Origin of the sequence: Aquimarina sp. BL5, assembly GCF_003443675.1 — a bacterium.
Taxonomy (GTDB): Bacteria; Bacteroidota; Bacteroidia; order Flavobacteriales; family Flavobacteriaceae; genus Aquimarina.
The window spans coordinates 4,536,648-4,560,000 of record NZ_CP031963.1; the positions used below are offsets into that span (position 1 = coordinate 4,536,648).

Consider the following 23,353-nt stretch of genomic DNA (forward strand, 5'->3'; position numbering starts at 1 on the left):
TTAGCGGGTAAAGACAAACAATAATTATAGCTAAAAAGACTGTTTATAACGACAGTCTTTTTTGTATTTTGGTAGGATGAGCAGAAAGTATAAATTTCATAATCCATCGGCAGCTTATTTTATAAGCTTTGCTACCGTGTATTGGATGGACGTCTTTTCACGTCAGGTTTACTTTTCTGTACTTGCAGAAAGTCTCGATTATTGTAGAAAAGAAAAAGGGATGGAAATCTATGCTTATTGCGTTATGCCAAGTCATATTCATTTACTATTTAGAGCAGCTAATGAAAACCCATCCGATCTCATAAGAGATATTAAAGGATTCACTGCTCGAAAAATGATACAGACAATACAGGAAAATCCGCAGGAAAGTAGAAAAGAATGGTTAGTATCAATGATGGGAAAAGCAGGGAAAGAAAATAGTAATGTGGTAAAATACCAGTTTTGGCAACAACATAACAAACCTATAGAACTTTGGACAGATAAAGTGATCCAACAAAAGATAGACTATATTCATAACAATCCGGTCCAATCTGGTTTTGTAACCGATCCTGTAGATTGGAAGTATAGCAGTGCCAGAAATTATCAGGATGATCATACAGTCTTAGAAATTGATACTAATGGTTTTTTGTATGGGTTAGTAGATTCGGCACGAGCGAGACGCTCGCGCTAGCAGAGGACTAACTAACTAATGGATAACATCACGAGCGAGACGCTCGCGCTAGCAAGTAAAGCTTTAAATAATGATTAAAAGATATATTCATATTACAACGATTTTATTGTTCACTTTTCTATCATGTAAAAGTCAGGATGTCATAATTTTAGAATCTCTAAATAGGGAACTGACACATATTATTAATGAGGATAATGAGATAAATAAGGTTAATAGAGATAATATTGAAGCACGACAAAAAGCTCTTTCAGATATTATAGAACTTAGAAAAGAGTTCTTTTCGAAGGTTAATTTAGAAAAATCAGAATTTAAATTAATTGAAACGAATCGCATTAATAAATCTTACACTGGAGTTATTCTAGTAGATGATAGTGATGTTTTCGTTTTTTCTAAAAAAGAAGGAAAATCTACATTCCAACAAACAAATCTAGATGATTATACAGCGAATAATCCTAATGATATTAACTTGTATATTTTTAAAAAACTAAATGAAGAGAAATTGGATCAGTTAGTTGCTATAAGTAAAAAAGCAAGAAATCATCATGGAGAAACTTTAATAATAACAACATCAGAAAAGGGTAAAGTAGCTTCCAATATTATGAATACTTTTTTTATACAAGATGATCAAGGCAAACTAATACATTGGTAGAAACCCAGATCGCTTGGATGCGATGGCGCGGAAATGTTTTCCGTGACGCGTATGAGTAAGCGATAAGAATAAGAAATAGTATAAAAACAGTCATGTCTTTAAAATGATATGGCTGTTTTTTTACGATAATGTTTAATGTTCTTAATAATGATTTACCGCACAGATTGCAAATCTGCGCTATCTGGATCAGCTAAGAATATCGGACTTCGAGAGCACTTCGACACTTATCCACCTGCGGCGGAAGCTCAGTGTTACACCTCAGTCCTCGCTTGGTATTACGGTATAGCTATTATACGTTTCCGAAAGGTGAGGCTCTCTAACCTTGAGTTTACCGGGCTTCGAGAGCCTCAACCCTCGTTTACTGTCTCGTCCTAAAAAAGTTTAAATATTTTACATTAATCCTAAAATAGCTTTACAATCCAGTGTAACTAATGATTGAATTTTAACATTTCCATAACTAAAATCCCTTGAAAATCCTCAAAACCTACTATGATAAGTTGGGAGGGTGTACTTATATAAGTGGGTATCCAAACATAAAACAATTACTTAGAGGACTTATGATAGTGGGTACTCTTGTGTGAAAGCTCGGCTTTGGGTACTCCCAAGAAAGTATAGGGGTATTTCAAACAGAAGCATTACTAGGTATAAACAGAAGTGCCACTTGTGTTGGAACTAAGTGCTACTTCCCTCAGAGCTCGGTGTATCCTGTGTTTGAAATACCCTCTAGGTAGTCCGTAGCTATGGAGAGGGTACTTCGTAAGTACCCCTAAATAATTAAGAATTGTTAATTTTTTAACAAGCACAGCGTGATTTCATTGTTCTACAAGTATATAAAACTTCTCTTAGACGCCAAGCGCGGTCATAGAGCGAATAAGAGCAGAAAATAGATTTTCTATAGTTGTTAAAATCTATATTTTTTATTTTTTTAACAGTTTATTTTATTAAGGATCAGTACATTGTCTAATGTAACACAAATTGAGTACAATTAGTGCTATGGGGATAGCATCATCGTAACTTTTACAAAATATAAATGCATTTGTTTATAATAACACGGTAAACAAGGGTGCTTTGTAATACGTAATTATTTGGTAAAAGTTAGATGTACGTTGTACAAGATCAACAAAAAAGTAATTAATGACATTGCAAAAAAACCTTTTGGGGCTGGTTTTTTTCTTTTTTCTGAATTCAACATTTTCTCAACAAAAGCCATTGGCAATTGCTAATGAAACTCCATATGAGTATGCTTTTGTAGAAACGGCCAACGTATATCAAAATATAGCTACAGATGCAGCTAATGTATCAACCATTCCTAAGGAGCGAAAAGAACCGAAAGTTTATGATTTTCTGTCCGGTCGATCGATATCTACTCATGATGGCACGGCAAATTTTATAGTAGAATCCTTGCGGATAAACTCTAAAAATTCTGATTATGCGCCTAGTTTTTATAAAGGGGAACTTGTATTTGCTTCTTCTAGAAATAGAAAATCTATGTCCGTGATACTGCAGGAGCATACCAATGAACCTTTTCTGGATTTGTACACAACCAGCAAAAATATCGCTAATAAGGGAATATCAAGATTAAAAGGCGCTGTTAATACTAAGTTTCACGAATCTTCTGCTGCTTTTAGTCCGGATGGAAAAACGGTGTACTTTACCAGAAATAACTATTCTAAAAGAAAGTTTAAAAGAAATACAAAAGGCTGCGTATTATTAAAAATATACAAGGCAGACTATGATAATGGTAAATGGAGAAATGTAAAAGAGTTACCGTTTAATAGTGATGAATATTCTACAGCGCATCCTGCTTTGTCACCTGATGGAAAATTCTTGTACTTTGCCAGTGATATGCCAGGCAGTTACGGTCAGTCTGATATTTATGTCGTAGCGATTCATGATGATGGAAGTTATGGTACTCCAGAAAATTTAGGAAGTTTGATTAACTCTCCAGGTAGAGAAACATTTCCTTTTGTAAGTGATAAAGGAACCTTATTTTTTACCAGTGATGGACACCTAGGTTTTGGCGGCTTGGATATTTTTATGGTTTTGCCCGAGGGACAAAGAGACTGGGCAGTTTATAATATGGGAGCTCCCATTAATAGTCCTAAAGATGATTTTACTTTTATCATCAGCGAAGAAAATAACATGGGATACTTTGCTAGTAACCGTGATGGAGGAAAAGGAGGTGATGATATATACGGATTTAAGCAGCTGGTTCCATTAAGAGAGTATCGCAATTCGATGCCAGAAATCAAACGAAAAATCAAAAGACATTTAGAAATAAAACCGGCGGCAGAAGCAATCACTACTTTTTAAAAGGTAATGGGTAAGTAAATAAGATGTTTGCTAAATTTTAACAGGGTATTTTTCTGTTAAATAATATTAATTAACATATAGTAATTCGATAAACATAATATCTTGGTTTCATTAACCTTAAAAAATATATTATGTTCAAAAACATTTCAAAAATTAGCGGTATTCAGGTGCTAAACAAGTCAGTACAAAAAGGCATTAACGGTGGATCTTTTTACGGAGATGGATATGGAGAATGCCCAACACCTAATTCTTTTTTCTGTGGAGTTCCTGGTCATATATGTTGTAATGGCTTATGTGTATTACCAGAACATCCGGCTTGTGGTTTTTAGTAAATAGTATCTAAAAAATCTAGTTATTGTCGTACTGAGCTTCCTCCAGATGCGGACAAGTGTCGAAGTTATGGATGTTTTCATTTCAATATATCTTCGGTGGGCTCAGTATGACAATTCTAAGTTTTTAAAACTTTTTAGAGACTTTCTCTACTTTTTGTGTACGCTTAATTATTTAAAGAGAGTTCTTTAACTCTTGAATTTTGATATTTATTTTTTCGTTTTTTTGAAATTTTAATGAACGCTCATAATTGATAATTGCATCAGTTATATTTTCAGTAATTACCAATTTATTGGCTAAGCTTACATAAGCATCGGCTTCTTTAGGAAATAATAGTGTATTAAACTTCAATATTTCTATAGCATCTTTTTCTTTACCCGCAAAGAACAAAACATTCGCATAGGTATTTAATTCATATAAACTTTCAGAAATAAGACTGAATTCATTTAACAGGTTTTCAGAATTCTTGGATAAATAATCTGTTCCTTGTGTTTCAATAATAGTATGTATTTTGGTTACAGATACATAGTTTGGAGTATAATTTCCGGATAGGATATCTTTAATATCTTTTTCGATGGTAGTTTTTGGAGATTCTACAATACGATGTACTTCTTTGCCATCTTTATAGAAAATAAAAGTAGGTACCCTATGAATGTTTAATCCTTCTTGTTCGCCTCCGACACTTTGTTTGTAATGTTCTCGATCAGATGCTACTGCAATAGTAGTGACTCTGTTTAATGGGAAATTGGCTTCGTTTAGTGTTTTATAAAATTTTGGAACCTCTCTTTTGCTATCTCCACACCAAGTACCCATAAAAATTTTGATTGTATATGCTTGTATGTTGGTTTTGATATCATTGATAATAGTTTTTTTGGGCACGTAGGATTCATAATTTTTAGAAAACCATTCGTTATAAGGGGCTGTGTTTAGTTTTTCGAAATTAATTTTTCCGGTAAGGTTGGCAGTGCCTTTAGCATTAACGATTTCTTGATTAAATGTCTGCGAAAATGTATGGTTAGTAATTAGAAAAAGGATCAATAAATGTATCGTTGTTTTCATTAAAATAGAATTAGAATGGATATAATATTTTGTTTGAAGAGAGGTAGCATCAACCCAAGTTTATAGGTGCTTTGGAAAACAATCCTAAAACTCAGGCCGAATGAGTAACAAAAATTTGTTTTTGTTTTATTTGCTTATTGGAGCTCCGCTTACGAGGCTTTTAGCTTTAGGAGTTACCATAGCTTTGATTTTTAGGATATGCTTTCCGGCGGTTGTATTGGTGGTGATGGTCACTTGCTTGTTTTGTGCGTTGGGTTTTCCATTGGTATTAAAAGCAACTCGCATTTCTTTAGTTTCGCCAGGAGCGATAGGTTGCTTAGGCCAATCAGAAACTGTACAGCCACAACTTCCTTTGGCGTTCACAATTACTAAAGGAGCATTACCTGTATTGGTAAATGAAAATGTATGTTTTAGAATGTCTCCTTCGGTAACGGTACCAAAATCAAATTTAGTTTCTGCAAAAGTCATTATAGGAACCGCTGTTTTTGTTTCTGAAGCAGGATCACCTTTCATAGCGATTGTTGTGGCGTCATTATTTTCTTTTGTTTGATGTGTACAAGAAACCATAAAGCCTGAGGCAATCATAAGTAGTATTAAAAATGTGTTTACTTTTTTCATGTCTTTTAATTTTTTAGTTAATAATTTTTGAATTTTGATTCTGAACCAAAACTCTAGACATGTGAATAAAAAAGCAATGAAAGTGAGGTGGAAAAAGGGACTAGACCCCCGATGGAAATTTATATTTGGTTAGAAAAAAATAATAGAAATCATTTATTCTTATATAGTGTTTTTGCCTCGTCGCGGCTTTCTACATCTATTTTCTTATATAAGTTATTAATATGTGTTTTTATAGTACTAACACTTAAGAACAGTAATGAAGCGATTTCTTTATTGGTCTTATCCTGTAGAATTAAATCCAGTATTTTTCTTTCCTGTTGGGTAAGTTTTTTTTCGGTTAGCTGATGAGAATCTCTGTGTTTTCTTAATTTTTGAAACAGAAAAACATTTAATAATCCAGATAGTATTAATAATGCAATTATGATCCATAACCAATATGAGGAGCTTTCTTTGGAGGTGATTTCTACAGAAAATTTATCAGCGGCCAATTCCGTTTTGTATTGCTGAACATAAGGACTGTCTGGATACTTGTTTTTTAATCGATCTAATAAAGCATCGTAATACGTGTTCTGTTTTAGATCCTGTAGGTAATAGGTATATAGATTGTTGGATTTGTTAGATAGAAATGAATAAATATATAATTCTGTTAAGGGTTCATTTTGGTTTTTACCATATTCTTGTAATGTGCGAAACCATTTTTTTGAGTTTACTTTTCTGTTCGCCTCACTTCTATAAGAACTAAAAGCATACCGCATGTTTTCTATTATAGAATCGACCTTAAGAAAGGTATTACTGCGTTCGTTTGTAGAAACTACTTCACAAAACACTTCTTCCTCTACAGTAAAAGGTAGTGAGATCGTATCTTGATTTTTGGCGATAAAAAGAATTTCTTTACTATTAAGACATATTCCATTAAAATGAATAGCTTCTTTGTCTTCTTCAGAACAATTTTCGGTATGAATGCGATATATTCTATTCTGAGACGGAAGATTATTTTCAGTAAATACAAAATAGCCTGTAGAATCCGGAACTACTTTTTGGATAATTTGTTCTGGATAGATACCAGACATTTTTCTATAATCTTCTATCAGTGATAAATAAATAGTATTGTCTTTAGTATTATTGTCTATAAAACCAGAAAATTTATATTGACTCCACAATGCAGGAGAACAAATCAAGAAAGAGATACATAGAATAGTTTTTATCCATTTCATATAGTAATGTCTAGCTTTTTTAGAAACTATCCCAAGATAAAAATAATTTTAAGATAGGGTGTAACATAATAAGATATAACACTACCTATAATTATATTATTTAATTTATTTTTGTTTATGAGTATTTGGAGAGTTTTATTGTCGATTTTTTTTCCACCACTAGCAGTTTTAGACAAAGGATGTGGATCAATCATAATCGTACTTTTGTTAACCTTATGTGGATGGGTTCCTGGTGTGATTGCAGCACTAGTGATCATTAATAATCCCAATAAATAATTTTTAAAATCAATTTCTTTACATTGAAAAAACTGAATATATGAAAAAAGTTTCCCTGTTAGTACAAACATTTTTAGTAGCAATTCTATTAGTAGGATGCCAGTTTTCTGAAGACTTACATATTAGTGACGATGGAAGCGGAAAAATATCTTTTAATTTTGATGGTTCAGAACTACTTAAAATGGCAGGAGATAAGCTAGGTGAAGGTTTAGGAGAAGAGAAGAAAGAAGAAAAAATCATAGATACTCTAATGGTTTTTAAAGATTTTCTAGAAGAGAAAAAAGACAGTATAGCACAATTATCCCAAGCAGAACAGGATAGGTTAAAGAAATTAGAGAGTTTTAAGATGCATATGTTTATGGATCCTAAATCATATGAAATGAAGTTCGACTTGTATTCTGAATTTAAGGATGTATCGGATTTAGGGAATGTATTTAATGATTTTAAAACAGCTTCTGCACTAGGAGGTAAAAACGCTGGGAGTTCTGTAGGTAAAGCCGGTGATCCATTATCAAATACTGAAGGAGAAGACCCAACCAAGGTTTCCTATACTTTTAAGAAGAATAAGTTTAAAAGGGTTACAGAGATCTTAGATAAAGAGAAACTAAAAATGAGCTTGGATAGTCTTGCACAAATGAAGATGTTTTTGGCTAGTTCTAAATATAAAATCAATTATCACTTTCCGAAGAAGATAAAAAAAATATCATCCGAAAAAGCGATGTTTAGCCAAGATGGAAAAAGCTTTACACTAGAAGTAGGTTTCTTAGAGTATATGGAGGATCCTACCGTATTAGATGTAGAGGTGGAGTTAGAAAAATAATAGAAATTGTCTGAAAAGTGAGCCTGCGATATCAAACTAGGCTTCCTCTGTAGGAAGCTTAGAATGACAATTTTTGGTTCTGAAGACTTTTTAGACAACCTCTATTAATGTTCATTTTGAATATTATAAAACTTCCTTTTGGATAAGTTTTATAGCCATTTCGCGAACTGTATTATTTCGTTTGTCACTACTCAATGACCCTAAACCATGATCTAATAACCCTTGTTCTTCCTTAAGATCATATATTTTAAAAGTAGCCTTATTGTATGAACCTACAGGAACTTTCTTTGTGTTAAAAATAAATAGATATTCTCCATTTACAGTCCCAGATTCATAAATACCATGGCCAATTAAAATAGAATCAGCCGCTGGATCACCTTGATAAATATCAAATTTCATTTGATTGACCATACTTTTATTAAGTTGGCTGATAGCATTCTTAGCAGCATAAGACTTTACAAAAATATTAGTATCATCAAAATCTCTTTCTACTTTATGTCCTTTTCCAGTTAATAGTTCCTTTTCTTCGTCTAGTCTTTCTAAGATCCAATTAGGTCTTTTTGGTGTTTGAGAAGCTATTTCTTTCGTTTTTGAAGCATCAAAACCGTTCACAGAGAATATTCCAACTTCTAAAGCATATTGTATAACACGTTTTTCCGACAACCAATAATTTTTTTTATTGATAACAATAGTATCAGTTATTTGATCTCCATAATAAGCACGAAAAGGGAATGTTTTGTCAGAACCGAAAAGTAAAGATGATTGTAACATATCTTGTGCTTTAAAAATCGGCTTTTTTTCAAGATCGCTTATTTGATAATATTTAGCACCATCTCCTTTTACTTTTTCTATGTGCGCGACTTTTACTTTGTCAATGAAAATCTCTCCTTTTTTAACTTTCACTTTTTGTGCAGAAACAAAGGCGGTAATAAATAAGCAGACTAAAATTAACTGTACTTTTTTCATTTTGAAGGCTTTTGATTTTTTTGTGAAGCTGCAAATATAGTATTAAAAAAATACGTTGATTTTTAATTCTTTTCGAGAATCGATAACGTGTAATACAATCATAGCTTACTATTTTTAATCTCGTATCTTTGTAATGATGAATAAGAAGATAGAAATACAAGAACTGGGTTTAAAAGATTTTAAAGAAACTTGGGAGTATCAAGAGGTATTGTTTAAAGGAATTCTGGATACAAAAATCAAGAACAGAAGAGAAGATGCTAATCTGGATACAAATAACTATTTTCTTTTCGTAGAGCATCCACACGTATATACATTAGGAAAAAGTGGTGATATTAGTAATCTATTATTGAATGAAGAACAGCTGAAACAAAAAGGAGCTACTTTTTATAAAATTAATCGAGGAGGTGATATTACATATCATGGACCAGGACAAATTGTAGGATATCCCATTCTGGATCTGGATAATTTCTTTACAGATATTCATAAATACCTTCGTTTTCTGGAAGAAATGGTAGTGCTCACTTTAGCAGAATATGGAATAAAAGGAGTGAGAAGTGATGGAGAGACAGGGGTTTGGCTAGATGTAGGTACTCCATTTGCACGTAAAATATGTGCTATGGGCGTAAGAGCTAGTAGGTGGGTTACCATGCACGGTTTTGCATTTAATGTGAATGCGGATCTAGGGTATTTTGATAATATTATTCCTTGTGGAATCAATGATAAAGCAGTTACCTCACTAAATGTTGAGTTAGGAGTAGAAAAAGTAGATGTCTCAGAAGTGAAAGAAAAATTACTGAAACATTTTACAAAACTGTTCGAAGCAGAAATGATACAACAAAAAACCGAAGCATAAATACTTCGGTTTTTTTGACTAAAAACTAAACAAATCTAATAGGTAAGGGTTAATTTATTTTATATCCTTCGAACCAACTACCAGTCCCATCTATACGAACATCGCCAGCCCCAAAATTTCTTAAGCTTACAAAAACTTCTTGTCCAACATTGAGGAAGTAAATACCGCTAACATCTGTTTTAACATCATCTCCATCTACAATTTGAGTAAAATCTACACCTGTATCTACGTTAAAACTAATTCTAAAGAAAGAAGTAGTTACAGCATTAGACTGTCTTACCACCGCGTGTAAATAGTAATATCCGCTTTCTGGTGCAACAAATCTTTTTGTAGTAGTATTAAAAGCATTTCTGGTATCATACGTTCGGATATCCCAGATATCTGTTTCTATAGTTGTATTAGCATCTAGGTCTTTTACCGCAAAACCATTTCCTCTCACTTTAAAAACAATGGGAGTAGATACTGCTGTAGCATTATCTACATAGGTTTTTACAGCTCGTTCTGTAGGAACTGCATTATTGCTATTACTCGCAAGGGTTCCGTCTGTAGAAATTTCGTTAACTGAGGTTCCGTTTTCTAGTTTTAAATCACCATTTACATCTAACTTAGCAGTAGGAGTTCTGTCAATACCTACATTACCACTATTCATATTCTCGATATCATCACCATTAGAAAACCATCTGGTATCTCCAGAAGTAATTGCATACGGCACTGCCATTAGTTCATTAGTTCCCATCTCCGCTCCATTTAGTGATACGGTTACGTAAGAAGCAATACCACCCCACTGAAGTGTGTTAAAGTCACCTGTTACAGGAACTCCATCTCCTATTAATAGGGCAAATACGCCATTAGTGTTTGTAGTAATTGCGTGGTTTTCTACATAACTTGCTGCTACGTCTGGCGCTCCAAATTTTATGGCAATTTGTATATTAATGGATTCGTCGGCAAGAATATCACCACTAGCACTTCTGGCTACTCCTTGGTAATTGATAAAGTTTTTTTGCGCCGATTGTGCCGATATGAATGTGCTAAATAATAGTGCGCTGAATATTAGAAAATTTGTTATTATATTTTTCATGATTTTAAATTTTTATAAAATGAGGTTATTTTTTGATGATTTTAAATGTTTTGTTCTCGTTGGTTGTAGGAATCGAAAGCTGTAGTAAATAGACTCCTTTTGACAATGAACTAATGTCAATTCGATTGTCAACTAGTGAAGTATTTACTTTTTGATGTATGATTTCTTGACCATTGAGGTTGAATAAAGAAATTGTGTAGCTGTTGATATCAGGAATTCTAATTGTAAAGAAATCCAGCACAGGATTAGGATATATTGAGATTGCGCTATTGCTAAACTGGAACTCTTCTGTAGAGAGTACATTTAGAGAAGCAATACCAGACCAAAATCCTTGATCAATAGATTCCGAATTGGTGATAGTTCCAATAATTGTTTCACCAATAGTGAAAGTTATCGAGTGAGATGTATTGCTATTGCTGCTACCAGAATTAGAGATTACACTGGTGTCTATGGATTGTGATTGACTGGTAATAGCAAAACATAGAAGCATAAAAGTGTATATGATTTTCATAATACTATTTTTAGGTTTATGGTTTTTAATGAAAAGAGATTCGCTATACTTTAATTTTATAGAATACCCAAGTAAATTTTAGGGTGTAAATCAAAGCAGTTCTTAGTTTCTAAAAAGATCGTTGATCCCTGATCCGCTAACTGTTAAATCATTATTCGTTAGATCTGAATCGTTATTTTGATCATTACCGTCTATAAAAATATCCGGATCATAGTCTATAACAATTCTGTAGTCCGGAGGAAACTCACCTTCTGCTGGTGATGAGGAATTCCAAGGTCTGGAACAATTTACAATTAAGGTTTCTCCTGCATCTAAGTTTGTAAAGCTAACAGTGTCGACTAATTCTCCTGGTGCTGGAGTTCCAAGATTTCTCTGATATAAACGTATAGCCTGTTGTCCAGAATTAGAATTAAAATTAGCATCGCCATTATTGGTGATGGTTCCGGTGATAGTAGCAGTTCCCGTAAAATTATCGTCTTTTACAATGGTGAAAGTAATAGAAGTAGCGTCTAAGTCAATAGTGCCAATTGGAATGGCGTCATCATCACTATCGCAAGCAATGAGTAAAGCTGTAATGCATAATACAGATAAAATTTTTAAAGTTTTCATGACATTTTAATTACGTTGTTTCACATTAGTGGGGCACGTAATTAAAAAGTAAACATCAAGTTGATATTAAATTAATAAACCCTTTAATTTATTTGATAAATAAGAATACTATTCTCTTCTCCTTTAACTGTAAACTCTAGATTAGGATCCTTATCCATGTTACCAAGACTAATCACAGAATTTCCATATACCGGAAAATTTGCTAATAATTCGGCATTACTATCATACAGGTATACTTTTTTAGATTGTACATCCGTGATGGCAACATAGATTTTATTATTGATATAAAATATTTGAGGGTTGCTGTAGACTCCAAAATCAAGCTCTAAAGTTTTCTCCTTGATAGATAACTTGTTTTCAGAAAAAGTAACCAATGTTTTATTGGTAGCAACCAAAGAACTATTTTCATTCAGTTCTTTATGAACTAAAGATACGGTGCCGTCTGATTGCACCTGAATTAGTTTCCCATCTTTAGTAAGAGATGTAAACTTGTTTTGATATTGTTCCCATTGATTTGTAGAAAAATCTATTTGCTGCTTTACATCTACTCTTGTTCTTCCTAAACGATCCAAGATGTTCAGTTTTCCATTTTCTTCTGCTATAAGAATGTAATCCTTACTCCCTATACGAATGTGTTTAGGAGACATAATAATATTAGTTGTTGTTTCTTTAAAACCAAAACCGGTAACAACTTTTCCTTCGGCATCTAACATAATTGTTTCATTGCCTTGTGTAATAAGAACACGATAACGTTTGTTTTTATCATAATCAAATAATGACAGTGGCTGCGTAATTGATTTTTCGAATTTTTTAGGATAAGAAGTCACGTCTTTTCCATCCCTATCTACTAAATACAATGTGTTTTCTGTATTAAATAAGAGCTGGTATCTGCCGTTTTTGTAGATATCGATTTGCTGGATATCCCCCATAATCGCACCATTAATTTGTTTTTTCCAAAAAATAGTTCCTTTATCAGAAATTAGATAGAGATTATTATCTACATCCTGCACGGCAATATCCATCCCTTTGGTTCGGTGATTTTGTACCAGGATAGGCCTGTTTAATAGCTTGTTTTCTAAAGTGGTAGATGCTGTTTGGGTAACTGAGGTGGCAGAACCCTTGCTAACATTCTTCTGGAAAACTCCATGAATATGAGCAAAGTTGCTTTCTTTTATTACCTGCAAAGCTGCTATTTGATATCCTTCAGTTTTAGCTTCTTTCCATTGTTTTTGTTTAGATTCTTCTGTATTATTAGCAATATAATCCTTAAGATGCTTAATAGAACCGACCATAAGTATTGATGATCCATCCGATAATTTTTCTATAGTGTTGGAGTAGTACGCCTGTTCCTGTAATACCGTTTTGTTAAGGATATTTGCTATAATGGTTTGTAAACCATTTTTAGTAGGAGATAGTACAATATGATCTTCGTAAACAAAATAAAATTTAGCTTCAAATTCAGGGATTAAAGGTTTCAGTAATCCCGAAAAAGTAGTAGTCTCTTCATAACTAAAAATGTCAATATTCCTGTAGGATCCCGAAGCCGATCCAGCCAATTGCTCCACAGTGTTTTCAGGAACTAAAGAAGTTAGGGTTAGCATCTTTTCGTTTTCCAGAAAAATCATTCCGATTTCGGAAACCCCAGATAGCATTTCATCAAGATCATCAGGGATGTTTTCTATTTCTCGATCCTGAGCCAAAGCCAAATTCTTTTTCAACGTATAAAAATCATCATAGGTAAAGGAAATAAATCCATCAGCCGTTACAGGAGTTATTTTGGCAATTTTATTTTCTTGAGCAATGGTATTATCAAAAATTCCTATGGTTGTAGATAATGAATCTTTTTCTATAGCAATACCATCAATGTACATTGCATTTTGTTCTAGCTTGGTGTCAATAGAAATCCATCCACTAAAGTTTGATAATTCAGATAAATTTGTATTAGGTAAAATGGAATTATGAATTTCTTTTAGTTGTTTTCCGTGTACTAAAACAGATATTGGGTTTTTCGTGTCAGAGACATCATAGGCTTTCATAAGATCTTCGCCTACCGATATCTTGTTTTCTTGTTGTCGGATTGCATTTTCTATCAATATCTGCGATGAAGAAGCAATCAATAAGCTATCTTGCTTTGTAGCATAAAAAGTATCATTACCAGAAACTACTTTATGAATGGTTTTGTTAGAATAGCTTATGTTTTCAATAGTTTTTTGATTCAAAGAATCTTTATTGATAATGGAAGGATCAAATTTTGAAATATAAGTATACTCAAAATCATTTTTACCAATGGGAGAAAAGCAAAGAAGTCCTTTGGATTGTTTAACTTGATCTAATATTGGGAGCTTTTTGAAGTACGTAAAAAAATCAATCCCACTATTTTTTTTCAAGAAATCATTATCCCTCAACATATTCCTGGTTTGTTCCAGATCATTGATTTTTAATATTACCTGAGCATCCTTAGGAATATAATCAATAAGAGTGTTTGGTTTTTCGGTAGTTGTGTTACAAGCTAAAACAATTGTGGAAATTAGAATTACAACTATTTTTTTCATGTGTTTATTTTCCTTTTTATTCTTTACTATTTTAAGAGATGCCATTATTATTTCAATAACTTTCTTTATTAATCATAACAGTTTTAATAAGCCTGGTCATTTCGCATACTAGTACTAAATGTGCCTAAGGCACCAAAGATAATTATTTGAACTCTAGCGAAAGCTGTTCTGGCAATAATCTAAAACTTTTCCGATGATATTTAGTAATACCGTATTTCCGTATAGCATCTCGATGCTCTGCAGTAGGGTATCCTTTATTTTTTTTCCAGTTATACATAGGAAATTCTTCGTGAATCTTTTCCATATATTCATCACGATACGTTTTTGCTAAAACAGATGCTGCAGCAATATTCATGTATTTACCATCACCTTTAATAACGCAAGTATAAGGTATATTATGATATGGTTTAAACCTATTTCCGTCTACAGATATGTGTTCAGGTTGAGGTTTTAATTGTGCTATTGATTGTTGCATCCCTAGTATAGACGCATTTAAAATATTGATTTTGTCAATCTCTTCCATAAAAATATGTGTAACACCATAGGTAATACAACAGTCTTCTAATAGTGGACGCAATGTTTTTCTTTTCGCCTCGCTAAGTTGTTTAGAGTCGTTTAGGATATCATTGCCGAAGTCGTCGGGAAGTATAATCGCTGCAGCGGTTACAGGACCTGCAAGACAACCACGACCAGCCTCATCAGTGCCACATTCGATGAGACCAGGTTTTAATTTTAATTCGAGCATGCTACGAAGATAATGTATGAACAGAACATCAGAAAACTATTTTTAAGAATCAAGAAAAAAAGGTATATCAATTGTAAATCTAGGGTGCAATTGATGTTAGTACTAAAACGGGCAATTCATACCATTAACTTTCGTTAAAAAAGTATATTTTTGCCAACAGTTTATTATATAGATGAAAAAGAACTTAGTATTTATAATTATACTTCTTATTGGATCACTAGCAGTTGCTCAGGAAGGAAATGAAGAAGAGATTGGTGGTACAACAACTCCCAGAGAGAGGCCGGAGCTTGGTAAAAACACAAGACCAAGTGGCAAAAAGAGAAAGAGTAAGCCGCCTATTACTGATTATAAGATTGTAGATCTAAAAAATGATACTACGTTTGTAGATACTACATTAACTATCCAAAGAGATTATAATTTTAATTATCTAAGACGAGATGATTTTGGATTGCAACCTATAAATAATGTGGGGCAAACGTATAATAGTCTTATCAAAGTTGAGGAGAGCAATCATTTATTGCCGCTTTTCGGAGCTAGAGCAAGGCATTTCAACTTTATGGAAGTAGAAGACATCAAGTATTACAATGTTCCTACGCCGCTTAGTGAGTTGTATTTTAAGACAACTTTTGAACAAGGACAGCAGTTGGATGCATTTTTTACAGTAAACACTTCTCCGAGATTGAATCTTTCTATAGCATATAAAGGGAATCGATCATTAGGGAAGTATCAACATGCATTAACAAGTACTGGTAATTTTAGAGCAACAGCTAATTACCAAACTAAAAATGATCGGTATAGAATAAAAACGCATTTTGTTTCGCAGGATTTGTTAAATGAAGAGAATGGAGGTTTGTCTGCAACAGGGCTAAACCAGTATCTTAATAACACAGAAGAGTTTGATGAACCAGCTGATTTTGCTGATAGAGGAGCGATCGAGGTTAATTTTGAAAATGCAGAAAGCATATTACTTGGTAAAAGATTTTATCTCAGTCATAGCTATTCGATAATTAAGAGAACCGATAGTAGTACTACAGATGTGTCTATTGGCCACATATTAGATATAACGGATAAGTCATTCCAGTTTGACCAAGCAGCAGCTAATGATCTTTTTGGTGAGTCTTATGAATCTTCGGGAGCTTTATTTGATAAAGTGGCACTAGAGGATTTTAGTAATCAGTTGTTTCTAGATGTTAATAATGACTGGTTGGGTAACCTAAGAATCAATATGGGGACTTCTAATTATAATTATGGATATAATACATTAGTTAGCCTAGCAGATGAGGATAATACTACTATTACCAATAGACTTAAAGGAGATATTTATTCTGTCGGAGCATCATATCAAAAGAATTATAGAGGTTTTCAATTAGCAGCTAACGGTATGTCTATCGTATCAGGTGATTTTGATGGTAATTATCTAAATGCTTCAGCTGGGTATCAGCTTAATGATTATGGATTACAACTAGGTATTAGTACAAAGTCTTCGGCTCCAAATTATAATTTCTTACTGTATCAAAGTGATTATGTAGGATACAATTGGCAGAATTATAATAATAATGACCCAGAAAAAAACTTCAAAAATTTAGAAACACAAAAGGTTCAGGCAAATATTAAGGTAAAGAATTTTGCTAATTTAGAGGCTAGCTATACAACTACTGATAATTATACATATTTTACAAAAAATGCTGATTCTTTAACAGTACCAGAACAATTTGACGGGAGTATAAACCTCCTAAAACTTAAGCTAACGCAGACATTTAATTTTGGATGGTTAGGGTTGGATAATACGATAGTGTATCAAAATGTTGATGGAGCAACCAATACTGTTACTGATGGAGATGTCACTAGGACATACGAAGTGTATAATGTCCCAAATATTGTAACCAGAAATAGTTTGTATTATCAAGATCATTGGTTTAAGAAAGCACTGTTTTTACAGGCAGGTGTTACTTTTAAATATTATTCTGAGTATGATGCCGATGGATATGATCCCGTATTGTCAGAATTTTATGTGCAAAGCCCAGAAGAGATTGACTATTTTAATGACGTTGACAATACAGATGAGGCTGGCGATACAACACAGACTTTTGGAGGTTTTCCTCAGTTTGATATCTTTTTTAATGCCAAAATTAGACAAACCCGTATCTATTTTAAGGTCGAAAATTTCGGCGAAGCTTTTAGTCAGAACAACGAATTTTCCGCTCCTGGATATGCACCACGTGATGCTGTGATCCGTTTCGGTCTTGTTTGGAATTTCTTTTTATAATTTAGGGCACCCGAGCGGGCTATACGCTACAATTCCTCTCCGCTTTTGGCGGATGCGGGATTTTCACTGCTATCCCTGGTGCGATTTGTTTTAGCTTATTAAATCTTGATTATTCATTGGAAAATCTATTTGCTATTCGTAGTAAATAGATCGTAAGGCGTATCTTTGATATAGATCACTTCTTTTTATAGCAAGCATATTATGAGTACTACCAAGAAACGAAATATATCCGTTTTAGGCCCCGAAACTTTTACAGGAATCAAGCTACAGGAACCTGCAGAATACGCTGCTGGACTTCCTGCAGTAAAAGTAGCACTTACCCACGCGTTTAAAGAGATGGGTGTTGTGAAATCGGTAAGTGGTCTTTTTCAAATGAACCAAAAAGATGGGTTTGATTGCCCTGGTTGCGCTTGGCCGGATCCCGAGAAACCATCCAAACTTGGTGAATATTGCGAAAATGGAGCAAAAGCACTCGCAGAAGAGGCAACAAATAAAAAAGTAGATAAAGACTTTTTTGCTAAATACTCTGTAGAAGAACTCTCTAATTGGTCTGATTATCAAATTGGAAAAAGTGGAAGATTGATAGAGCCGATGGTTTTAAAACCAGATAGTATTCATTATGAACCAATATCCTGGGAGAAAGCATATGAGTTAGTGGCTAAAAAATTAAAAGAATTAAATACCCCAGATGAAGGAATATTTTATACTTCTGGAAGGTCCAGTAACGAAGCAGCTTTTTTGTATGGCTTGTTCGTAAGAGCTTTTGGAACTAATAATATGCCGGATTGTTCTAATATGTGTCACGAATCTAGTGGAGTTGCATTAGGTGAGACTTTAGGAATAGGAAAAGGTTCTGTGAAGCTAGAAGATTTTGATCAGGCAGAAGTAGTAATGGTAATTGGTCAAAATCCAGGGACCAACCATCCCAGAATGTTATCAGCCTTGCAAAAGTGTAAGGAGAATGGTGGAAAAATCATTAGCGTCAATCCTTTAGAAGAAGCAGGGTTAATAAGATTTAAAAATCCTCAAGAAGTTAAAGGGGTATTCGCTTCAGGGACTTCGCTAACAGATATACATCTTCAGGTAAAAATCAATCAGGATGTTTCGCTATTAAAAGTGATTCAAAAGAAATTGGCAACTTTAGATCAAGAAAATAAAGATGTGTTTGATCATCAATTTATAGCAGCCTATACCAGTGGTTATGATGAGTTGCTAAAAGACTTAGAACAATACTCTGAAAAAGAATTAATAGAATTGTGTGGGGTAGAAGAATCTTTAATTGATGAGGTTGTTCAATTATTAGCAAGAAGAAGTAAGATCATTATTTGTTGGGCAATGGGATTGACGCAACATAAAAATGGGGTAAACAATATAAAGGAATGTGTTAATCTGTTATTGCTTAAAGGAAGTTTAGGTAAACCAGGTGCAGGAACTTGCCCTGTTAGAGGACACAGTAATGTACAAGGAGATCGAACTGTTGGGATAATGCATCACGTTTCACCAGCACTTAATGAGTCGATAGAGAAAACTTTTGGTTTCACAGCTCCTGATAAAGAAGGTTTGGATACAGTACATGCTATAGAAGCTATGAATAAAGGAAACGCAAAAGTCTTTATAGCACTTGGAGGTAATTTTTTATCAGCTGCATCTGATACGGAATTCACTGCAGAAGCACTACAGAATTGTGAGCTTACAGTTAATATTAGTACGAAGTTAAATAGAACACACTTAGTTGCAGGTAAGACTAGTTTAATACTGCCAACATTAGGACGTTCAGAATTAGATCAAAAGGACGGGAAACCAAGATACTTCACCGTAGAGAATAGTATGGGGAAAGTACATCAGTCTAAAGGAATGCTACAACCAGCTTCGGACAACCTAGTTAGCGAACCAGAAATAATAGGTGGAATAGCAAATGCGTATTTTAGTGAAGGACATCCAGTACAATGGAAACAACTTAGTGAAGATTATGAGTTGATTCGAAAAAAAATAGAAGAAGTAATCAAAGGGTTCGATAATCTAAATGTCAGATCAAAAGGTTCTGGTTTCTATTTACCTAATAATGTAAGAAATTTAGACTTCAGCAAACTACCAGAAGGCAAGGCACAATTTAGTTGTTGCGATTTGCCAGAACATACTCTAAAAGAAGATGAATTTTTATTAATGACAATTCGTTCACACGATCAATTTAATACAACTATTTATGGGTTAGATGATCGTTATCGTGGAATTTATAATGAGCGACGCATTGTTTTAATGAATATTCAGGATATGAATAAACGTGAGCTAAAAAAGTTTGATGTCATTAATATGGTAAGCTTATATGATGGTAAAGAAAGAAAAGCATCTAATTTTTTAGTAGTTCCTTATAATATACCACAAGGAAATATAGCGGCGTACTTTCCTGAAACCAATGTTTTAGTTCCTTATAATCATTATGCAGATAAGAGTAATACACCAATTAGTAAATCTATAGTTGTTAGTTTAGAGGTTGTTTTGTTTTGATTTTGTATTTATTTATTTTTTTTCTGTTTGTAAGTTTAATGTTTCTAGGGTGTTATAAAAAGATTAAAATTTTCTTTAAAAAAGTTGTTGATTTAACGGAAAAGGGTTGTATGTTTGCACCCGCAAAACGGGATATTGTTTTTGTTTAGTTCATTGATTAGGATTTTGTTTGTTTACGGTAGTTGAGGGAGTTTTTTAGGGACTCTGTTTAGTTATTGTTCAAGGCTTGAAAAAATATTTTAAATTATTTTAAAAAAATTTTGGTAGTTTAAAAAGGGGTTGTATATTTGCACCCGCTTTGAGAAACAAGCGAAGTTCATAGGAATAAAAGTTATACTGGAGTAGTTTGATTTAGGTCATTTTTGAGGTTCGATTCCTTTTTGATTTACGATTAACGACCAGCAATGAAGATTGTGTTGGGTTCGTTGAAAGAGTTCATTGATATATTGATTGACAGCGCGTATTACAATTGTATTTATATAATTGTTTTACATATAAGAATTAAGACTAGAAATATTTTTGAGATTACGATTTTAAATTCCTGTTGTTATTGTTAAATAATATTTAAGAATACACGATGAAGAGTTTGATCCTGGCTCAGGATGAACGCTAGCGGCAGGCTTAACACATGCAAGTCGAGGGGTAACAGGTTGTGCTTGCACAATGCTGACGACCGGCGCACGGGTGCGTAACGCGTATAGAACCTACCTTATAGTAAGGGATAGCCCAGAGAAATTTGGATTAATACCTTATAGTATCCTAAGTGAGCATTCATTAAGGATTAAAGATTTATTGCTATAAGATGGCTATGCGTTCTATTAGTTAGTTGGTAAGGTAACGGCTTACCAAGACATCGATAGATAGGGGCCCTGAGAGGGGGATCCCCCACACTGGTACTGAGACACGGACCAGACTCCTACGGGAGGCAGCAGTGAGGAATATTGGACAATGGAGGCAACTCTGATCCAGCCATGCCGCGTGTAGGAAGACTGCCCTATGGGTTGTAAACTACTTTTATAGAGGAAGAAACAGTTCCACGTGTGGAACTCTGACGGTACTCTACGAATAAGGATCGGCTAACTCCGTGCCAGCAGCCGCGGTAATACGGAGGATCCAAGCGTTATCCGGAATCATTGGGTTTAAAGGGTCCGTAGGCGGGTCTGTAAGTCAGTGGTGAAAGTTTTCGGCTCAACCGGAAAATTGCCATTGATACTGCAGGTCTTGAATCATTATGAAGTGGTTAGAATAAGTAGTGTAGCGGTGAAATGCATAGATATTACTTAGAATACCGATTGCGAAGGCAGATCACTAATAATGTATTGACGCTAAGGGACGAAAGCGTGGGTAGCGAACAGGATTAGATACCCTGGTAGTCCACGCCGTAAACGATGGTTACTAGCTGTTCGGACTTCGGTCTGAGTGGCTAAGCGAAAGTGATAAGTAACCCACCTGGGGAGTACGTTCGCAAGAATGAAACTCAAAGGAATTGACGGGGGCCCGCACAAGCGGTGGAGCATGTGGTTTAATTCGATGATACGCGAGGAACCTTACCAGGGCTTAAATGTAGTATGACAGGTTTAGAGATAGACTTTTCTTCGGACATATTACAAGGTGCTGCATGGTTGTCGTCAGCTCGTGCCGTGAGGTGTCAGGTTAAGTCCTATAACGAGCGCAACCCCTGTTGTTAGTTGCCAGCGAGTCAAGTCGGGAACTCTAGCAAGACTGCCGGTGCAAACCGCGAGGAAGGTGGGGATGACGTCAAATCATCACGGCCCTTACGTCCTGGGCCACACACGTGCTACAATGGTAGGTACAGAGAGCAGCCACTTGGTGACAAGGAGCGAATCTATAAAACCTATCACAGTTCGGATCGGAGTCTGCAACTCGACTCCGTGAAGCTGGAATCGCTAGTAATCGGATATCAGCCATGATCCGGTGAATACGTTCCCGGGCCTTGTACACACCGCCCGTCAAGCCATGGAAGCTGGGGGTACCTGAAGTCCGTCACCGTAAGGAGCGGCCTAGGGTAAAACTGGTAACTGGGGCTAAGTCGTAACAAGGTAGCCGTACCGGAAGGTGCGGCTGGAACACCTCCTTTCTAGAGAAAGACGATACACAGGAATTGTTATTTTTAGGTATTTTTAGTCTTATGCTGTTAATTAATTATTTTTTTAGTATTGAGTACGGAGTATTAAGTATTAAGTAAGGATTGTTTTAGATTTTATCTAAGTACTCATTACTGATTACTCACTACTATAAAACAGTCTCATAGCTCAGCTGGTTAGAGCGCTACACTGATAATGTAGAGGTCGGCAGTTCGAGTCTGCCTGAGACTACGATTTTAGTATAAAGTATTAAGTAGGAAGTAATGAGTAAAAAAAAGACTTATTATGGATTATTTAAGGCTTACTACTATGAAATTAAGTTCATAATTATATTATTGAAAAGGAAATTTTAGAAGTTGAGAATTCATTACTTCATCATTCGATATTCTGAATTCGACATTTAGGATTTCAAATAATGGGGGATTAGCTCAGCTGGCTAGAGCGCCTGCCTTGCACGCAGGAGGTCATCGGTTCGACTCCGATATTCTCCACAATTCTTTAGGTATAGGATTGATAGTTTATAAATCACAGGATTCACATAGTGAAAAAGTATTTATGATCATTGATTTTATATTGTTATTAAGAAAAACGTTCATTGACATATTGATTTAAAGAATACGAGCATTAATTGTTCTAGAAATAGGATGATTAATGATAATAAATTAAAAGAGTGTTTTGTTATCTTTTATCGGAGATAACAAGACGAATAAACTAAAAGAGCAAGTTAAAGCAAAGACGCATAAGCTAATTAAGGGCGTATGGGGAATGCCTAGGCTCTCAGAGGCGATGAAGGACGTGATAAGCTGCGAAAAGCTGTGGGGAGTGGCACATACACTATGATCCGCAGATATCCGAATGGGGCAACCCACTATATTGAAGATATAGTACCTAGCAATAGGGGCGAACCCGGAGAACTGAAACATCTAAGTACCCGGAGGAGAAGAAAACAAAAGTGATTCCGTTAGTAGTGGCGAGCGAACGCGGATTAGCCCAAACCAGTATTGTTACGGCAGTGCTGGGGTTGTAGGACCACGATATAAGATGTATATTGAATTAGAACAGTTTGGAAAGACTGACCAAAGAGGGTGATAGTCCCGTATAGGTAAGATATATTGATTTAGTGGTATCCTGAGTAGTGCGGGACACGTGTAATCCTGTATGAATCTGTGGGGACCATCCCATAAGGCTAAATACTCCTGAGAGACCGATAGTGA

Annotated in this window: 18 protein-coding genes, 2 tRNA genes and 2 rRNA genes (1 of these 22 running past the window's edge); 13 read left to right on the forward strand and 9 right to left on the reverse strand. The window is 34.5% G+C overall.

Features of this window, described 5'->3' with window-relative positions:
• The first annotated feature begins 76 nt into the window (after positions 1-76).
• From D1818_RS18815 to D1818_RS18830, 4 genes are all read left to right on the forward strand, one after another.
• Positions 77-670 carry a transposase gene (locus D1818_RS18815; protein WP_118460686.1) on the forward strand — a complete coding sequence of 198 codons (594 nt, stop codon included), beginning with the start codon at positions 77-79 and terminating at the stop codon, positions 668-670.
• Between the two features lie 70 nt (positions 671-740).
• Positions 741-1,319, forward strand: a complete 579-nt coding sequence (locus tag D1818_RS18820) for a hypothetical protein (protein ID WP_118460689.1) — start codon at positions 741-743, stop codon at positions 1,317-1,319.
• A gap of 1,134 nt (positions 1,320-2,453) precedes the next feature.
• Entirely contained in the window at positions 2,454-3,632 is a 1,179-nt protein-coding gene (locus D1818_RS18825) for a PD40 domain-containing protein (RefSeq protein WP_118460691.1), read from the forward strand.
• 131 nt (positions 3,633-3,763) lie between these two features.
• Entirely contained in the window at positions 3,764-3,961 is a 198-nt protein-coding gene (locus D1818_RS18830; protein WP_118460693.1) for a hypothetical protein, read from the forward strand.
• Between the two features lie 175 nt (positions 3,962-4,136).
• Here the strand turns inward: D1818_RS18830 and D1818_RS18835 are convergent, their stop codons facing one another.
• From D1818_RS18835 to D1818_RS18845, 3 genes are all read right to left on the reverse strand, one after another.
• Positions 4,137-5,021: a thioredoxin family protein gene (locus D1818_RS18835; RefSeq protein ID WP_118460695.1), complete on the reverse strand. Its 885-nt coding sequence runs from the start codon at positions 5,019-5,021 to the stop codon at positions 4,137-4,139.
• Positions 5,022-5,147: 126 nt separating this feature from the next.
• A complete protein-coding gene (locus tag D1818_RS18840; protein WP_118460697.1) occupies positions 5,148-5,639 on the reverse strand; it encodes a DUF1573 domain-containing protein in 492 nt (163 codons plus the stop codon).
• Between the two features lie 149 nt (positions 5,640-5,788).
• Positions 5,789-6,853, reverse strand: a complete 1,065-nt coding sequence (locus tag D1818_RS18845; RefSeq protein ID WP_118460700.1) for a response regulator transcription factor — start codon at positions 6,851-6,853, stop codon at positions 5,789-5,791.
• 117 nt (positions 6,854-6,970) lie between these two features.
• On the opposite strand from D1818_RS18845, the gene D1818_RS18850 reads away from it, so the two are divergent.
• Positions 6,971-7,129 carry a YqaE/Pmp3 family membrane protein gene (locus D1818_RS18850; RefSeq protein ID WP_081415682.1) on the forward strand — a complete coding sequence of 53 codons (159 nt, stop codon included), beginning with the start codon at positions 6,971-6,973 and terminating at the stop codon, positions 7,127-7,129.
• Between the two features lie 40 nt (positions 7,130-7,169).
• Entirely contained in the window at positions 7,170-7,949 is a 780-nt protein-coding gene (locus D1818_RS18855; protein ID WP_118460702.1) for a hypothetical protein, read from the forward strand.
• 123 nt (positions 7,950-8,072) lie between these two features.
• On the opposite strand, the gene D1818_RS18860 is transcribed toward D1818_RS18855, so the two are convergent.
• Positions 8,073-8,915, reverse strand: a complete 843-nt coding sequence (locus D1818_RS18860; protein ID WP_118460704.1) for a hypothetical protein — start codon at positions 8,913-8,915, stop codon at positions 8,073-8,075.
• Positions 8,916-9,051: 136 nt separating this feature from the next.
• Between D1818_RS18860 and lipB the strand changes: the two genes are divergently transcribed.
• Complete coding sequence (gene lipB / locus D1818_RS18865; protein ID WP_118460706.1) at positions 9,052-9,768, forward strand: lipoyl(octanoyl) transferase LipB; 717 nt, start codon at positions 9,052-9,054, stop codon at positions 9,766-9,768.
• A 49-nt stretch (positions 9,769-9,817) separates the two neighbouring features.
• On the opposite strand, the gene D1818_RS18870 is transcribed toward lipB, so the two are convergent.
• The 5 genes from D1818_RS18870 to D1818_RS18890 all read right to left on the reverse strand — a co-directional run bounded on the left by D1818_RS18870 (position 9,818) and on the right by D1818_RS18890 (position 15,263).
• Positions 9,818-10,846, reverse strand: coding sequence for a hypothetical protein (locus tag D1818_RS18870; protein ID WP_118460708.1), 1,029 nt, complete (start codon positions 10,844-10,846; stop codon positions 9,818-9,820).
• 25 nt (positions 10,847-10,871) lie between these two features.
• Entirely contained in the window at positions 10,872-11,357 is a 486-nt protein-coding gene (locus D1818_RS18875; protein ID WP_118460710.1) for a T9SS type A sorting domain-containing protein, read from the reverse strand.
• 102 nt (positions 11,358-11,459) lie between these two features.
• Positions 11,460-11,966, reverse strand: coding sequence for a hypothetical protein (locus tag D1818_RS18880; protein ID WP_118460712.1), 507 nt, complete (start codon positions 11,964-11,966; stop codon positions 11,460-11,462).
• A gap of 83 nt (positions 11,967-12,049) precedes the next feature.
• Entirely contained in the window at positions 12,050-14,518 is a 2,469-nt protein-coding gene (locus tag D1818_RS18885) for a ribonuclease HII (protein ID WP_147406152.1), read from the reverse strand.
• Positions 14,519-14,660: 142 nt separating this feature from the next.
• The gene (locus D1818_RS18890) at positions 14,661-15,263 is read right to left on the reverse strand and encodes a ribonuclease HII (protein WP_118460717.1); all 603 of its coding nucleotides are present in this window, start codon (positions 15,261-15,263) and stop codon (positions 14,661-14,663) included.
• A gap of 172 nt (positions 15,264-15,435) precedes the next feature.
• Here D1818_RS18890 and D1818_RS18895 point away from each other — a divergent pair, with 172 nt between their 5' ends.
• From D1818_RS18895 to D1818_RS18920, 6 genes are all read left to right on the forward strand, one after another.
• The gene (locus D1818_RS18895) at positions 15,436-17,529 is read left to right on the forward strand and encodes a putative porin (protein WP_118460719.1); all 2,094 of its coding nucleotides are present in this window, start codon (positions 15,436-15,438) and stop codon (positions 17,527-17,529) included.
• 201 nt (positions 17,530-17,730) lie between these two features.
• A complete protein-coding gene (locus D1818_RS18900) occupies positions 17,731-20,034 on the forward strand; it encodes an FdhF/YdeP family oxidoreductase (RefSeq protein ID WP_118460722.1) in 2,304 nt (767 codons plus the stop codon).
• A gap of 574 nt (positions 20,035-20,608) precedes the next feature.
• Positions 20,609-22,132, forward strand: a 16S ribosomal RNA gene (locus D1818_RS18905).
• Between the two features lie 164 nt (positions 22,133-22,296).
• Positions 22,297-22,370, forward strand: a tRNA-Ile gene (locus D1818_RS18910).
• Between the two features lie 186 nt (positions 22,371-22,556).
• Positions 22,557-22,630: transfer RNA gene (locus D1818_RS18915), tRNA-Ala, on the forward strand.
• 246 nt (positions 22,631-22,876) lie between these two features.
• A 23S ribosomal RNA gene (locus tag D1818_RS18920) occupies positions 22,877-23,353 on the forward strand; it runs 2,355 nt beyond the window's last position.
• The 16S and 23S rRNA genes sit together here with 2 tRNA genes alongside, the layout of an rRNA operon.

Excerpts from the sequence above, each read along its gene's own strand:
- D1818_RS18815 (WP_118460686.1), top strand. The coding sequence starts at position 77 with ATGAGCAGAAAGTATAAATTTCATAATCCATCGGCAGCTTATTTTATA.
- D1818_RS18820 (WP_118460689.1), top strand. The coding sequence starts at position 741 with ATGATTAAAAGATATATTCATATTACAACGATTTTATTGTTCACTTTT.
- D1818_RS18825 (WP_118460691.1), top strand. The coding sequence starts at position 2,454 with ATGACATTGCAAAAAAACCTTTTGGGGCTGGTTTTTTTCTTTTTTCTG.
- D1818_RS18830 (WP_118460693.1), top strand. The coding sequence starts at position 3,764 with ATGTTCAAAAACATTTCAAAAATTAGCGGTATTCAGGTGCTAAACAAG.
- D1818_RS18835 (WP_118460695.1), bottom strand. The coding sequence starts at position 5,021 with ATGAAAACAACGATACATTTATTGATCCTTTTTCTAATTACTAACCAT.
- D1818_RS18840 (WP_118460697.1), bottom strand. The coding sequence starts at position 5,639 with ATGAAAAAAGTAAACACATTTTTAATACTACTTATGATTGCCTCAGGC.
- D1818_RS18845 (WP_118460700.1), bottom strand. The coding sequence starts at position 6,853 with ATGAAATGGATAAAAACTATTCTATGTATCTCTTTCTTGATTTGTTCT.
- D1818_RS18850 (WP_081415682.1), top strand. The coding sequence starts at position 6,971 with ATGAGTATTTGGAGAGTTTTATTGTCGATTTTTTTTCCACCACTAGCA.
- D1818_RS18855 (WP_118460702.1), top strand. The coding sequence starts at position 7,170 with ATGAAAAAAGTTTCCCTGTTAGTACAAACATTTTTAGTAGCAATTCTA.
- D1818_RS18860 (WP_118460704.1), bottom strand. The coding sequence starts at position 8,915 with ATGAAAAAAGTACAGTTAATTTTAGTCTGCTTATTTATTACCGCCTTT.
- lipB (WP_118460706.1), top strand. The coding sequence starts at position 9,052 with ATGAATAAGAAGATAGAAATACAAGAACTGGGTTTAAAAGATTTTAAA.
- D1818_RS18870 (WP_118460708.1), bottom strand. The coding sequence starts at position 10,846 with ATGAAAAATATAATAACAAATTTTCTAATATTCAGCGCACTATTATTT.
- D1818_RS18875 (WP_118460710.1), bottom strand. The coding sequence starts at position 11,357 with ATGAAAATCATATACACTTTTATGCTTCTATGTTTTGCTATTACCAGT.
- D1818_RS18880 (WP_118460712.1), bottom strand. The coding sequence starts at position 11,966 with ATGAAAACTTTAAAAATTTTATCTGTATTATGCATTACAGCTTTACTC.
- D1818_RS18885 (WP_147406152.1), bottom strand. The coding sequence starts at position 14,518 with ATGAAAAAAATAGTTGTAATTCTAATTTCCACAATTGTTTTAGCTTGT.
- D1818_RS18890 (WP_118460717.1), bottom strand. The coding sequence starts at position 15,263 with ATGCTCGAATTAAAATTAAAACCTGGTCTCATCGAATGTGGCACTGAT.
- D1818_RS18895 (WP_118460719.1), top strand. The coding sequence starts at position 15,436 with ATGAAAAAGAACTTAGTATTTATAATTATACTTCTTATTGGATCACTA.
- D1818_RS18900 (WP_118460722.1), top strand. The coding sequence starts at position 17,731 with ATGAGTACTACCAAGAAACGAAATATATCCGTTTTAGGCCCCGAAACT.